Source organism: Myxococcus sp. CA051A, from assembly GCF_013336705.1.
Lineage (GTDB): Bacteria > Myxococcota > Myxococcia > Myxococcales > Myxococcaceae > Myxococcus > Myxococcus llanfairpwllgwyngyllgogerychwyrndrobwllllantysiliogogogochensis.
This window is the reverse complement of record NZ_JABUMS010000010.1, coordinates 64,462-76,904: the sequence shown is the minus strand read 5'-3', so window position 1 is coordinate 76,904 and position 12,443 is coordinate 64,462. Positions and strand designations below refer to the sequence as shown.

The 12,443-nt window shown below is 70.5% G+C and carries 12 protein-coding genes; 3 read left to right on the top strand and 9 right to left on the bottom strand.

Features of this window, described 5'->3' with window-relative positions:
- The first annotated feature begins 105 nt into the window (after positions 1-105).
- The gene (locus HUA74_RS27340; RefSeq protein ID WP_174456914.1) at positions 106-1,650 is read left to right on the top strand and encodes a DUF4153 domain-containing protein; all 1,545 of its coding nucleotides are present in this window, start codon (positions 106-108) and stop codon (positions 1,648-1,650) included.
- On the opposite strand, the gene HUA74_RS27335 is transcribed toward HUA74_RS27340, so the two are convergent.
- The 3 genes from HUA74_RS27335 to HUA74_RS27325 all read right to left on the bottom strand — a co-directional run bounded on the left by HUA74_RS27335 (position 1,631) and on the right by HUA74_RS27325 (position 4,687).
- Complete coding sequence (locus HUA74_RS27335; protein WP_174456913.1) at positions 1,631-2,491, bottom strand: TonB family protein; 861 nt, start codon at positions 2,489-2,491, stop codon at positions 1,631-1,633. The two genes, HUA74_RS27340 and HUA74_RS27335, sit on opposite strands and share 20 nt — an antisense overlap.
- Before the next feature lie 290 nt (positions 2,492-2,781).
- A complete protein-coding gene (locus tag HUA74_RS27330; protein ID WP_174456912.1) occupies positions 2,782-3,417 on the bottom strand; it encodes a hypothetical protein in 636 nt (211 codons plus the stop codon).
- 160 nt (positions 3,418-3,577) lie between these two features.
- Positions 3,578-4,687, bottom strand: a complete 1,110-nt coding sequence (locus tag HUA74_RS27325) for an ATPase, T2SS/T4P/T4SS family (protein WP_174456911.1) — start codon at positions 4,685-4,687, stop codon at positions 3,578-3,580.
- Between HUA74_RS27325 and HUA74_RS27320 the strand changes: the two genes are divergently transcribed.
- Positions 4,678-5,286 (top strand): DUF1579 domain-containing protein, encoded by a 609-nt coding sequence (locus tag HUA74_RS27320; RefSeq protein ID WP_174456910.1) that lies wholly within the window; start codon positions 4,678-4,680, stop codon positions 5,284-5,286. The genes HUA74_RS27325 and HUA74_RS27320 overlap by 10 nt on opposite strands.
- A 10-nt stretch (positions 5,287-5,296) precedes the next feature.
- Here HUA74_RS27320 and HUA74_RS27315 read toward each other — a convergent pair whose 3' ends face one another.
- A complete protein-coding gene (locus HUA74_RS27315; RefSeq protein WP_174456909.1) occupies positions 5,297-5,515 on the bottom strand; it encodes a hypothetical protein in 219 nt (72 codons plus the stop codon).
- A gap of 260 nt (positions 5,516-5,775) precedes the next feature.
- On the opposite strand from HUA74_RS27315, the gene HUA74_RS27310 reads away from it, so the two are divergent.
- Positions 5,776-7,386: a hypothetical protein gene (locus HUA74_RS27310; protein ID WP_174456908.1), complete on the top strand. Its 1,611-nt coding sequence runs from the start codon at positions 5,776-5,778 to the stop codon at positions 7,384-7,386.
- A gap of 8 nt (positions 7,387-7,394) precedes the next feature.
- Here HUA74_RS27310 and HUA74_RS27305 read toward each other — a convergent pair whose 3' ends face one another.
- The 5 genes from HUA74_RS27305 to HUA74_RS27285 all read right to left on the bottom strand — a co-directional run bounded on the left by HUA74_RS27305 (position 7,395) and on the right by HUA74_RS27285 (position 12,431).
- The gene (locus tag HUA74_RS27305) at positions 7,395-7,757 is read right to left on the bottom strand and encodes a cupin (protein ID WP_141643088.1); all 363 of its coding nucleotides are present in this window, start codon (positions 7,755-7,757) and stop codon (positions 7,395-7,397) included.
- A gap of 150 nt (positions 7,758-7,907) precedes the next feature.
- Positions 7,908-9,338 (bottom strand): efflux transporter outer membrane subunit, encoded by a 1,431-nt coding sequence (locus HUA74_RS27300; protein WP_174456907.1) that lies wholly within the window; start codon positions 9,336-9,338, stop codon positions 7,908-7,910.
- A gap of 13 nt (positions 9,339-9,351) precedes the next feature.
- On the bottom strand, positions 9,352-10,533 hold the full coding sequence (locus tag HUA74_RS27295) for an HlyD family secretion protein (protein WP_174456906.1): 1,182 nt from the start codon (positions 10,531-10,533) through the stop codon (positions 9,352-9,354).
- On the bottom strand, positions 10,533-10,976 hold the full coding sequence (locus HUA74_RS27290) for a DUF3302 domain-containing protein (protein WP_174456905.1): 444 nt from the start codon (positions 10,974-10,976) through the stop codon (positions 10,533-10,535). The genes HUA74_RS27295 and HUA74_RS27290 overlap by 1 nt, the downstream gene beginning before the upstream one ends.
- A gap of 96 nt (positions 10,977-11,072) precedes the next feature.
- Positions 11,073-12,431: a glucose-6-phosphate dehydrogenase gene (locus HUA74_RS27285; protein ID WP_174456904.1), complete on the bottom strand. Its 1,359-nt coding sequence runs from the start codon at positions 12,429-12,431 to the stop codon at positions 11,073-11,075.
- Positions 12,432-12,443 lie beyond the last annotated feature (12 nt).

Here is a 12,443-nt window from a genome sequence, read left to right as displayed (position 1 = left end):
GGCTGGGGTGGGGGGCCGACCGCTCGCCCGCTCTGGCCGCACGGCGCCGGGCCCCGGGCGCATCCTGCGGACGTTCGAGCCGATGTCCGTCCGAGGTGCGCCGTCATGTCTTCGACTCTCTCTCCCATGCCCCTGGTGGCGCCGTCCGCGCCGCCACCCCTGCCGTCCACGCCCTGGCTGCCCCAGGCGCGCGCGCCACGCCGCACGCTGGTGGCCGCCCTGGCGCTGGGGGTGCTGGCGGAGGTGCTGTTGGACCGGCCCCACTGGGGCGTGTCCTTTCCATTGATGGCGCTGTCGCTGGTGGCGGTGCTCGTGGGCCTGGGCGGACGCGAGGGCTGGCAGCGCGCGCGGCCCAACGCGTGGTTGCTGGCGCCGCTGCTCGCCGTGGCGGGCTTCGTGGCGGTGCGTGACAGCCCGTGGCTCGTGGTGCTGAACGTGCTGACGGCGGGGACGCTGCTCTTGCTGCTGATGCACTTCTGGGGCGCGGGCCGGGTGCAGCGGCTGGGGCTGGGAGGCTATCCCGGGGTGGTGCTGGGCACCGCGCTGCGCGGCCTGCTCCATCCGCCCGCGCTGGTGCGCGACTCGGTGGACCTGGGCGCCGCGAAGCGGCAGGCGCCGCGCCTCATGCCCTTCGCGAGGGGCGTGTTGCTCGCCGTGCCGGTGCTGGCGGTGTTCGCCATGCTGCTGTCGTCGGCGGACGCGATGTTCGCCTCGGCCGTGCAGCGGGTGTGGAGCGTGGACGTGGGCGCGCTGCTGGGCGCATCGCTCATCAGGGGGATGGGCGTGTTCCTCTGCGCGGGCCTGGCCGCGAGCGCGCTGGGGCACGCGCTGCGGCGGCGCACGGGGAGCGAGGCGGGAGAGGCGGAGGTGGCGCCCGCGTCGCCACGGTTGGGGCTCACGGAGGCGCTGACGCTCATCCTCGCGGTGGACGCGTTGTTCTTCGCCTTCGCGGGCTTCCAGGTGGCGTACCTCTTCATCGGCGACGCGTCGTCTCCGGCGCCCGGGTACTCGTATGCGGAGTACGCGCGCCGGGGCTTCTTCGAGCTGATGGTCGTGTCCATGCTGACGCTGGGCCTGGTCATGGCGCTGGCGCGGTGGACCCGCCGCGAGTCACCGCTGGCCAGGACGGTCTTCCAGGCGGGGGCCTCCGTCATGGTGGCGTTGACGCTGGTCATCGTCGCCTCGGCGGTGCAGCGCATGACGCTGTATGAGGACGCGTTCGGCTACACGCGCCTGCGCCTGTTCACCCATGTCTTCATGTTCGCGCTGGGGGTGGTGCTGGCGTGGCGCGGCGTGACGCTCTGGTGGCGACCGGAGCGCTTCGCCGTGGGCGCCTTCGTCACGGCGCTGGGCGCGGTGCTGGCCGTGAATGTCATCAACCCCGACGCGCTCATCGTCCGGCTCAACCTCACGCGGGGGGAGCCGGGGGCCTCGGTGGATAGCGAGTATCTGCACTCGCTCTCCGGGGATGCCGTGCCGGAGCTGGTGCGTGGGCTCTCCTCGGGGAAGCTCGAGGGGGTGGCGCATCTGAAACAGCACTACGTGGACGTGTGCGAGGACGTGTCCTGGCCGGAGTGGAGCCTGGCGCGCTGGCGGGCGTGCCGGGCGCTGGAGTCGGCGGAGGAGCGCGTCAGCGCAGGTGGTAGTTGAAGGGCAGCTCCACCGTGACGCGAGGGCCGAGCGCGGCGGGCGGAGGCGGGAAGGGGGCCGCGTCACGCACCGCCGCCTGGGCCGCGTCGCACAGGACGAAGTGGGGGCAGTGGCCCACGACGGACAGCTCGAGCAACTGGCCCCGGGCTCCGACGGTGATGCGCAGCGAGAAGCGGCCTTCGATTCCGGCCATCGCGGCCTGGTGCGGGTAGCGCACGTTCTCGAAGCGGTCGCGGAACATCACCTCGAAGTACTCCTCCTCCCAGGCGTTGCGCTCCTCGCGGGAGGGGGGCGGCTGCGCGACGGGGAGCAGCCCCGCGCTGCTCGCGGCGAGGACGCTGTTCACCACGCCGCCGATGACCCCGCCCGCCACGCCACCGGAGACGCCGCCAGGGGTGGCCGTGGCGCGGGCCTCGTCCGCGGACTTCGCGTCGGCTGTCTCATGCGGAGGTGGCGCCTCGGGAGCCGGGAGCGGCCGAGGCTCCGAGGGCCGGGTGAAGGCCTTCGACGGGTGGGGCTTCGACAGGGGGCGTGCGCGTCGCGCGGAGGCCTGACGCGGCGTGGACGGCGAGCTGGCGGCGGGAGCGGGGGGCGGCGGCGGAGGCGCGGCGAGCAGGCGCAGGACGAGCATGTCCTCGTCTTTCGTGACGAGCCGGGGCGCGAGGGTGGAGCCGTGCCAGAGGGTGTCCAGTCCCACGAGCGCGAGCACGTGGAAGGCCACCGCGAGCGGCACCACCCAGAAGGTGCGTGAGTTGTCCGCGGCCCGGCGTGAGCGCGCGTGGGCGACGGAGGCGAAAAGCGGCGTCTCGGCGTGGCCGTCCTTCGGACGTTCGTCCGGCATGTCCCAACCCCCTTTCCTCCCGCTTGGAACGACAGTCTAGCGGGAGGCCCCACCCACCTGACACGTGGGTAGTGCCGGTCCTCGTCGCGGTGAAGGGGACCTGCCCCAGGGCGCCAGGCGACAGTGCTGAATTCCTGCCCGATTCATGCGCGTTCCATGAGGAACGTGTCCACCAGACCTCACTTCAGGACCCGTGAGGGTGGCCGCAGCTCCGGCACTGCCGCGCATCACCGGAGGCGGCGACGAACTGACGGCAGTCACAGTTCAGGACGAAGCAACTGTGCTGGTTGTCATAGCGCCCGCCAAAGGGATGCGGGACGAGCGTCTGCACGGAGACCTTGGGGATGCTGAAGGTCGACCCGGAGGTGTTGTTGGAGAAGCCCACGAAGAGAGGCGTGGGGATGGTCGGGGTGCTCCAGCGCCGTCTGGAACTTCACGGTGCTGGCCTTCACCTCGAAGAAGGCCCACCGGGGGCTCGTCGGCGTGCAGGAGAGCCTGGCGGCGAGGTCCACGCCATTGCCCGTATTGTTCTGCACCGCGCCCCGGACGTCGAAGCCGAGGTGCTTGAGGAAGTCGTGGGCGATGCGCTCCCCGGTGTCACCAATCCAGGCGCTGTCCATGTACGTGATGCTGTCGCAGCGCTGGAGGATGACGACAGGCTGCCCGCCGCGTCCGCCGGTTTCGCCCCAGGGGTAGCACGTGGCGGTGATGGGGTTGCCCTGCCGGTACTCCAAGGTGCCGTTGCGGGGCATGGACACCCGGATGAGATGGAGCTCGAAGTCCGCGCCCCGTCCCATCGCCTGCTCGATGGTCTGCGCGCCTTGCTGGGCGGGGATGCCGTACTGGCCGTTGAGCGCGTTCTTGAGGCGGTCCTCGACGAACTCCTGGGCATTGCGCTGGGCTTTCGAGCACTGCGCGTCATTCACCTTCACTTCCATGTAGTGGATGACGGTGCCGCGCCTGGTGACGACCTGGGTCCGCGAAGCAAGGCATGTACGAGGGGCCCGAGAGGACGGGTGTCCCCGCCAGGATGCAGGGCCCGCGTTCGCGGAAGACGCTCGTGCGTCACGCCAAGACGCGTGGGCTTCAGCCCTTGGCCACGGCGGGAGGTGCCCACGCCCCGACGTGGCTCTGTCCCGAGTCGCCCCGCGTGACGGTGTGCAGCGTGCGGACCGGCTTGCCGGTGGCCGCGTCCAGCACGTGGTGGACGATGAGCGGCGTGACGGGCACCTCGGGCAGGGCTTCGTGGAGCTTCGCGAGGACGGCCTCGGGGCTCTGTGCTTCGAGGACGAAGGCGGTGGCGTGGCCGGTGAGCGCGGAGTTGATGAGCACCTGGAGGTCCTGCGGGCCGCGAGGCTCGTCCGCCAGAATCACGTCCGGGTCCTGCCGGAGGAACGCGCGGACCACCTGCGCGAGCGGCGCGGTGTCACCCACCTTCACCATCCCGAGCCGCGCATCCACGGCGCGCGGTTGCTCCAGCGCGACGAGGACGTTGGTGAAGTCAGGCAGTGCTTCCATCGCCGCGTGGAGGGACGTGCCGCGCCCGGTGCCGCGCGCGCCGGAGAACACCACCGGCTGTCCCTGGAACAGCGTATCGAGCCGCAGGAAGCGCTCCGTGAGGAACGCGGCCTCCGAGGGCTGCATGCCCAGCGAGCTGAACGGAGGCTGCGCGGCGCGGAGCTGACGGTCCCGGGCGTAGACGGTGACGCTGGGGGCGACAGGGCCCTCCTGGAACGTCACCCAGAAGAGGACCTCCGGGTCCTCGGCGCCGGGCGGGAACTCGACGGTGCCACGCGCGGGGCGCGCCTCGTCCTGGCCTCGTTGGGACAGGGTGTGGAGGGCCTCGCTCAGCGACGCATGCAGCGCGGGAGCGAAGGGCTGACGCACGGGCAGCCGGTCTTGTCCGAGCATGCCCTGATGCCCGGGCGCATCGGCGCGGACGGTGAAGAACGAGGCGCCCGCCGTGAGGTCGTCCCCGTCGGCGTCGGCCCACACGGAGAAGACGAGGGTGCGCGTCCGCGCGGCGATGGAGAACAGGGCCGCCGCGGCCTCCTCGGGTGAAGCGGGGAGGGGCGGCGGACTGGGGACGGGGATGCCCTCGTCGGCGAACTGTTCGAGCAGACCGGCAATCAGCGCGGAGAGGGTCGTGGCGAGTGTGCTCAGGCGTGGGCTCCCGTGGGGTGCCGATGATGGCATGCGTCACGAGTCTTTGTGGTGACGATGACGAGGCTCGGGGCTACGAAGAGGGCATGAGCCAGGACTGGAATGCGACGAACGCGCCCACGGCGGACTTCGACCCGGGCGCGGAGCACCGGGTGTTGACCGGAATGGTGGGCGCCTGGGAGGGCCTGACGCGCACGTGGTTCGACCCGTCCGGTGCGCCCGAGGAGTCGCGCACCCACGCGAGCATCGAGCCGTTGCTCGGCGGGCGCTTCGTGCGCATCGACTACCACTCCACGGCGATGGGCAAGCCGCACGCGGGCCAGTTCATCCTCGGCTTCGACCGCACGGAGGAGCACTACACCGCGGCCTGGGTGGACAGCTTCCACATGAGCGCGAACATGATGGTCTCCACCGGCGCGCCTCGGGACGACGGACGCGTGTCGATGCTCGGAAGCTACACGGCGAGCATGTGCGACGAGCAGGGCGTCACGCAGAAGCAGCGCTGGGGCTGGCGCACGGTGATTCACCAGCCGGACGCGGACACCGTGGTTCTGGAGTCCTTCAACATCTGGCCCGAGGGCCGCGAGGACCGCGCGGTGGAGACGCGGCTGACGCGCCGCCGTCAGGGATAGTCACCGCGCTTCAGCGCACGCGGCGGAGCGAGGCCTTCGCGCCGGGCTCCACCGCCACCCGCATGTGCTCGGCCTCCTTGCGTGAGGGGAAGGTGTGCTCGAAGCCGCCCTCGACCGAGAGGAGGAGTCCCCTCGCCCGCGCGGCCAGCTCCACGCCTCGCACGGCGATGGAGCGCACTCTCCGCCGGTCCACTGCCACCCCGCCCTGGACGAGTTCGTCAGCCCGCACGGCAGGGTGTTCCAGGGCTCGGGCAGCGTCGCCGCTTCCTTCACCGCGCCCTGGGGCGTGAGCTGGACGCGTGTCCCGCGCGCCCCGGGAAAAATCCTGGGACGTGGACTCCTCGGCGCGGGCGGAGGTGAGGGCGATGGACAATAGCAGGAAGAGGAGCGCCCGCCGGGCGTTGCGCATGGGATAACCCTGGCGGACGGACGGCGTGCGCGACCGGAGGGACGCGCGGGCAGGGCCCAGGGCCCGGTGAGAGGACGTGCATGAAGCTGGATGACCTGGTGCTGGCGTTGACTGTCTCGTTGCTTCGCGTGGAGCGCGAGCAGTGGCTGGACGTCCTGACGCGGTTGGAGACGAACCTGGGGTCGGGGTGGACGCTGCGGCTCTTGGAGGTGCCAGGGACGTATTCGGTGGGCGCGCGCACGCGAGAGGGTCGGGAGCTGTCGCTGGAGGCGTGGCGCGAGGTGCTGGATGGCGAGGAGCTGGTGAGCGTCCGCGCCATGGACCTGGGGGGCCTGGGACCCGGTGAGCTGCCGGACCATGTGGCCGCGGCCTTCGTCAACTCGGAGGCCCTGGTGCTGGACGTGCGCACGAAGCAGGGCAACACCCTCTACCAGCTGGAGGTCGTCTTCAGCAGCTCCTCGCTCATCACTCCCCGGCAGTTCGTGGACTTCGCCCGGGCCCAGCCGAACGCGGAGCGCGTGCTGGAGGCACTCTCACTTGTCATCACCGACTCCAATACGATGAACCAGCGTCCCGCCGTGTCGGCGTCACAGGTGGCGGACTACCTGTGCTCGCGCGAGGGGGCGGCGCTGTTCGATTTGATTGGCGGGGACCTGCTCAAGGAGCTCCAGTCCACGGTGCTCCGCCACGGCGGCGCGATGGTGCTCTCCGAGGACTTCCGCCCCTTCTTCCAGACACTGGACCCGGACGACTTCGAGCGGAGCCTCTTGCCGCCGGAGCGACTGGCGGAGTTCGTCCCGTCGGACGAGCGGGTGTACCTGTCGGGCGATGACTTCGGGCGGGACTTCGTGACGCTGGTGGAGGCGCAGCCCTTCGCGGAGGAGGTCTGGGCGCGCGCGGCGGAGAACCTCAACCGGTTCACCGCGCCGGATGCGACGCCATACACCTCCCAGTCTCTGAAGGAGTTGCTGGCCACGGCGGAGCCAGCGGCGGTGCATGGGATTCCCTCCGGCAATCTCATGGAGGAGCTCCAGATGACCTGCAAGGCGCGCGGCGCGGAGCTCATCATCCCGGAGCCATTGCGCGAGCGTGTGCGGGCGCAGGGGTACACGAAGGAGCAGCAGGCGAAGGACCCTGGGTTGATTCCGGAGCGGGAGCGACTGCGACTGGTGCCCAATGACTCGCGCTACCAGATGTACCTGTTCAACGCGCTGAAGGTGGCGCGCTCGCCGCTCCTGTCACCGCGCGCGACGACGAACACGCGGGCGGAGCTGCTGTCGAGCCTGAAGGACGCGGAGGAGTTCGCCACGCGCAAGGGCTCGCCCTTCGCCGAGGCCTTCGGACTGGCGCGCTTCATCCTGGAGAACACCGGCTTCCAGTTGCGTGACGCCGCGCCGGAGCGGCTGGCCGCGGTGCGCGAGGCGCTGCGGAGCGTGGGGCTGGGAGAGCGGGCGTGCGACGCGTTCGAGCGGCGCTTCTCGCTCGTGACGCTGTTCCAGGTGTTCCCCTCGTCCGAGGAACGGCTGAGGGGCCTGCTGGCGTGCTCGGTGGCGGATGTCTTTGGCGGGATGGGCTCGTGGAACGACGAGTTCTTCGAGTCCGACGAGGACCAGGCCTGGTACGAGCGGGTGACGCAGCGGCTGTTCCGCGCGCTGCGCGAGTTCTTCGTGACGATGGTGAACGCGCGCTGAAGGGCGCGTCAGGCGTCGCGGTGGACGGTGCCCGGGGAGAAGGCGGGCAGGCAGATGGCGACGTACTCGGCGCCCTCGGGCTCGGGGGTGCTGTAGCGGACCCACTCGCCCGGCTCGCAGATGACGGCCTGTCCGCCGCGCACGTCGAGGAACCCGCCCTTGTGTTCGACGCGCAGGACGCCGGCGAGGACGAGGGTGATTTCCTTGAACTCGGGCTTCTGTCCCGGCTCCTCCCAGCCGCCCGGACTGTTCATGTGGGCGACGCTGACGTCGGAGGTCTTGGTGGTGGCCCGGCCGACGAACTCATGAATGAGCTTCGGTTTGTTGCCCACGGCTGTCACGCGCATGGGAGCGGGAATCAGGGTTGGCATCGAAGGCTCAGAGAGACCGCGGGGTGGTGTGTCTGGGCTGGACACGTTACAGCACGCGGCTCCGGACACCCACCCCTTCCGAGTGAACCGCGGCACCTGCCACTGTTCGACGCGACAGGAACAGTCCGTCGCTACCGGATGTCACGCGGGCTACTTCGCGGCGGGCTTCGGCTCGGCCGGGACGGAGAAGCCGCCACCCAGGGCGAGGTGGAGGTTGATGCGCTGAATCAACTGCTCGCTGCGCACGCGCAGCAGGGCGATTCGCGCCGCGTCCGCGAGGAGGGTCTGCTGGAGCAGCGCGAGCAGGTTGACCTTCCCGACGCGGTAGTCGACGTTCAGGAGCTCCAACGCGCGCGCGTGCTCGGCGACGGCCCGCTCCAGGATTTCGCGCCGCTCGCCGAGGACTCGCGCGCTCGTCAGCGCGTTCTCCACCTCGTTCGTGGCGCGCAGGGCCGCGGACGCGTACGCGCCGAGCGCCGCCTCCTGCTCCGCCGTCCGCGCGCGCACCTGCGCCGCCAGGGCCCCGCCGTGGAAGAGGGGCGCGAGCAATCCCGCCGCCACGCCGCCCGTGGGATTGGTGAGCGTCTCCTTCAGCACCACCACGTCGCTGTCGACCAGGCCCACGGCGCCCGTGAGGCGCAGCGAGGGAAGCCGCGCGGCCTTGGCCTCCTGCACGTGGTTGAACGCGGCGGCCACGCGGCGCTCGGCGGCCATCAGGTCGGGCCTCCGCTCGAGCACCGAGGCGGGAATGCCCGCGGGCACCGGGCCGGGCAGCTCGACCAGGGTGCCCCTGGGCTCCAGGGTCCCCGAGGGATAGCGCCCCGCGAGCAGCTCCACCGCGCGCACCGCCTGCACCCGCGTCAGCTCCAACTGCTTCACGGTGTCGCGGTACGAGTCCAGGTTCGCCTGCGCCAGCACCAGCTCGTGCTCACTGATGACGCCGACCTGCAGCCGCGTGGTGGTGAGCTGGACCAGCTCCTCTCCCATCCTGACCCGCTCGACGGCGATGCATTGCAGGAGGTGGGCTTCGGTGGCCAGCAGCCAGCCCTTGGCCAGGGTCGCCGCGAGGGACTGCCGGGCGAACTCGAATTCGGCCTCTGCCGCGGCCAGCGTCTCCCGGGCCGCGTTGCGGCGATAGCGGAGCTTGCCCCACAGGTCGACCTCCCAGCCGGCGGAGATTTCGATGCCGCGCAGCACACCATCCAGCCCCTGGCCAAACCCGATGGATTCCTTCCCCTCCAGGTCGACTGTGGGAATCAGCCCCGCGCGGGCGACGCCGAGCATCGCCGACGCCTGGTCCACCCGCGCCGAGGCTGAGCGGAGGTCCGGGTTGTGTCCGAGCGCCTCGGCGACCAGTGCCTGGAGCTGTTCGTCCTGGAACGTCGCCAGCCACCCGTCCTGGATGCCGCCCTCCGGTGCGCCCGCCGCCGACCACGCGGTGGCGAGCGAGGTGTGAGGGAGTGCCTGTTTGACGACCTCGGGTCCTCGCGGCGGAGCGCGTGTGGGGCAGCCGCAGACGCCCCCGCCCACGACGAGCACCGCCCAGGCCCGGAGCCATCCCCACCGCCGGCGCTCGACCATGCTCCACCCTTCCTCAGTGCAGCTTGAGAATCAGCCAGTCCAGCTTGGTGCCCACCCGGAGAATCACCTTGCGCAGCACGTGCACCGGGTGGAACGACTGGGTGTAGATGGCGGCGTGGCCGCGCGCTCCCGCCGGGAGGACCTCGTCCGCCTCCGACTTCTCGACCTTGAGCGTGACGGCGTAGCGTCCGGGAGGCAGGGCTTCCCCGCCCGTCTCGGGCAACACCCCCGAGGTGGGGAGCTGCCCCTGTCCGGTCGCCCAGACCACGGATTTGACGTGGCACTTGATGACGCGGTTCGGGAACGCCTGGAGCGTGACCTCCGCCTCGTCGCCCGGCTGGACCTGGTGCAGCTCGTTCTGATGGAAGTAGGCGACCACGTTCTGCTCGTCCTCCACGAAGCTCATGACAGGCGAGATGGGCAGCGCCGCCGCGTAGGAGCCCGCGCGAAGCTGGAGGTTCACCACCGTTCCATCCGCGGGCGCGTACGTCACGGTCTCCCGGAGGCGCCACTCCGCATCCGCCAGCGAGGCGAGCGCCTGCTGCTGTCCGGCTTCGGCCTGGGCGAGCTCCACGAGCGTGCCGTCCACCGTCCGCGCCTCGAGCCTCTGGGTGACCTGCCCCACGGCGGCGTTCGCCGCGGCCAGCTCACCCTCCAGGTTGCGGACCTCTGTCTCCACCTGCTGCAAGTCGAACTGAGTGCCGGAGCCATTGGAGGCGAGGACCTTGTGTTGCCGCACGCGCCGCCGGGCCAGGTCCAGCCGGGCCGCGACGGAGGCCCTTCTGCCCTGGGCCGTCTTGCGCTCCAGTGACAGCTGCTTCTCGATGGCGCGAGCACCCGCGACCTTCGCGTCCAGCTCCCGCACCCTGGCCTTCAGCCCATTCACCTCCAATTGCGTGGACTCAGGGTCGATACGGAAGAGCACGTCCCCTTTCTTCACCGCGCTGTTGGGCTGGACGGGCACCTCGATGACGCGTCCGGAGATCCGCGGGACGACCTGCACGACGTAGTTCATCACCCGCGCGTCCGACGAGGACGGCGCGTACACGTTGGCCAGCAGGATGAGCACCGTGATGCCGATGATGGGCAGGGTGATGATGATGACCTGGGAGACGAAGTTCCACGGCAGCAGCTTGAGCTTGAAGAAGATCAGCCAGACGACGCCCGCGTAGACGAGGAGCAGCAGCAGTTCCATCAGTGCGGCTCCCCTCTCTCTTCGGGGGACGGTCCTTCGGAGGGTGTGCCTGGGGGGGCCGGGAGCGCGGCCTCGGGGCCGTGCGGAGGAGGGACCCGGTCATGCCCGTAGGCCAGCTTGTACAGGGACGGCTTGGAGTAGGCCCAGAGCCATGCCAGCGGCCACAGGAGCCCGCCGAAGAACAGCGACAGCAGGCACAGGGTCTTGATGGCATCCAGCTGCGGGTGATGGCGCTTCTCCGCGATTTTTTCCGGGAGGATGTGGAGCAGCCAGAACCCGGAGATGAGAATCACCGGGCCGATGATGATGACAATCCAGCTGAACACCTCCGCTGCGGTGTCCATCGCGTCGCCGCTGAGAAGCGACGCGTGCGCTGGACGCGGAGCCCACGCCGCCAGCCCCCACCATCGCAGCGCGGTGGTGGCCCCCCTTGGCCATCTCATGATGTCCGCCCCCTTGCTCCGACGACAAGCTATGAGGGGTTTCCCTACCGTCAAGGGGACGTTCGAGCGCGCGGCACTCCCGTCTGGCATCACTGTTCAGCGACCGGAGGGCCCCGCGCTTCCCGCCGGATACTCGCGCAGGGGGACTTCACCTCGCCGCCAGCCCGCGAGCACCGGCTCGACGATTCGCCACGCCTCCTCCACCTCGTCGTCCCGGAGGGTGAGCATGGGCTGTGCTCTCAACATGTCGAGCAGGAGGTTCGAGTACGCGAGCCGTCCGGTGGCATGCGACCGCAGCTCCAGGTCCTGGGTGACCAGCGTCAGCTCCGGCCCGTTGATGTTCACCGCGAGGCGGACGTAGGGCTCCGACAGGCCGATGCGCAGCACGTTCTGGCCACCAGTCTGGCCTCGGTAGGCGTGGTCCGGCTCGAAGCGGAAGTACACCGCCACCTCGGCGTGTGACTGGGCCAGCGCCTTGCCCGTGCGCAGGACGAAGGGCACGCCCGCCCAGCGCCAGCTCGCCAGTTCGAGCGTGAGCTCCGCGAAGGTCTCCGTCTCGCGCGAGGCCTCGACTCCCCGCTCCCGGGAGTAGGCGGGCACCTTGTGTCCATCGATGCCGCCGTCCACGTACCGGGCGCGGACGCTGCGCTGGCGCACCTGCTCCGCGGTCATGGTCGGAATCGTCCGGAGCACGGCGGCGCGGGCGTCCCGGATGGAGCGCTCGTCGGAGCGCGCGGGCTGCTCCATCGCGACCAGCGCCAGCACCTCCAGGAGGTGGTTCTGAATCATGTCGCGGAGCGCGCCTGCGCGGTCGTAGTACGACGCGCGGCCCTCGACGGTGAGCATCTCGTCCCAGGTGATGGTCACCCGCTCGATGTGCTGCTGGCTCCAGATGGACTCGAGCACACGATTGCCGAACCGCAGGGCGAAGACGCGCTGGACCAGTTCGTCCGACAGGAAGTGGTCGATGCGGAAGACCAGGGTGTCGGGGAAGCGCAGCCGCAGCAGTTCATTGAGGCGTTGGGCCGAGGTGAGGTCGACGCCGAAGGGCTTCTCGACCGCCACCACGCTGCCTTTCGGGAGGCTCGCCTCGGAGAGGGCCGCGAGCACCGGCTCGAACAGATGTGCTGGCAGGGCGAGGTAGGCGAGGACCGACGGGTGGATGCCGCCAAGCGCGCGCCGGAGGTCCTCGCCGCGCGTGGCATCCGCTCGCCGGTAACGCAGGCGGCGGAGGACCTCCGTGCGAGTCCGCGCGGAGGCGCGCGTCGCATGCGTGTCCAGGGCCTCGCGCATGCGCTCGCGGAATTGCTCCTCGGTCCAGTCCATCCGATCGACCCCGGTGAGGGTCAGCCCCTCGGGAGTCTTCTGCTGCTCGACGAGCTCCGCCACGGCGGGGAGGAGCAGCCGCGCCGTCAGGTCTCCCGAGGCGCCGATGATGACGAACGGGTCGATCATTCCCTCACCCTC

Bases quoted from the DNA above. Each gene is read 5' to 3' on its own strand.
- HUA74_RS27290 (WP_174456905.1), bottom strand. From the start codon at position 10,976: ATGAGATGGCCAAGGGGGGCCACCACCGCGCTGCGATGGTGGGGGCTG.
- HUA74_RS27300 (WP_174456907.1), bottom strand. From the start codon at position 9,338: ATGGTCGAGCGCCGGCGGTGGGGATGGCTCCGGGCCTGGGCGGTGCTC.
- HUA74_RS27335 (WP_174456913.1), bottom strand. From the start codon at position 2,491: ATGCCGGACGAACGTCCGAAGGACGGCCACGCCGAGACGCCGCTTTTC.
- HUA74_RS27285 (WP_174456904.1), bottom strand. From the start codon at position 12,431: ATGATCGACCCGTTCGTCATCATCGGCGCCTCGGGAGACCTGACGGCG.
- HUA74_RS27325 (WP_174456911.1), bottom strand. From the start codon at position 4,687: ATGCCATCATCGGCACCCCACGGGAGCCCACGCCTGAGCACACTCGCC.
- HUA74_RS27310 (WP_174456908.1), top strand. From the start codon at position 5,776: ATGAAGCTGGATGACCTGGTGCTGGCGTTGACTGTCTCGTTGCTTCGC.
- HUA74_RS27320 (WP_174456910.1), top strand. From the start codon at position 4,678: ATGATGGCATGCGTCACGAGTCTTTGTGGTGACGATGACGAGGCTCGG.
- HUA74_RS27340 (WP_174456914.1), top strand. From the start codon at position 106: ATGTCTTCGACTCTCTCTCCCATGCCCCTGGTGGCGCCGTCCGCGCCG.
- HUA74_RS27305 (WP_141643088.1), bottom strand. From the start codon at position 7,757: ATGCCAACCCTGATTCCCGCTCCCATGCGCGTGACAGCCGTGGGCAAC.
- HUA74_RS27295 (WP_174456906.1), bottom strand. From the start codon at position 10,533: ATGGAACTGCTGCTGCTCCTCGTCTACGCGGGCGTCGTCTGGCTGATC.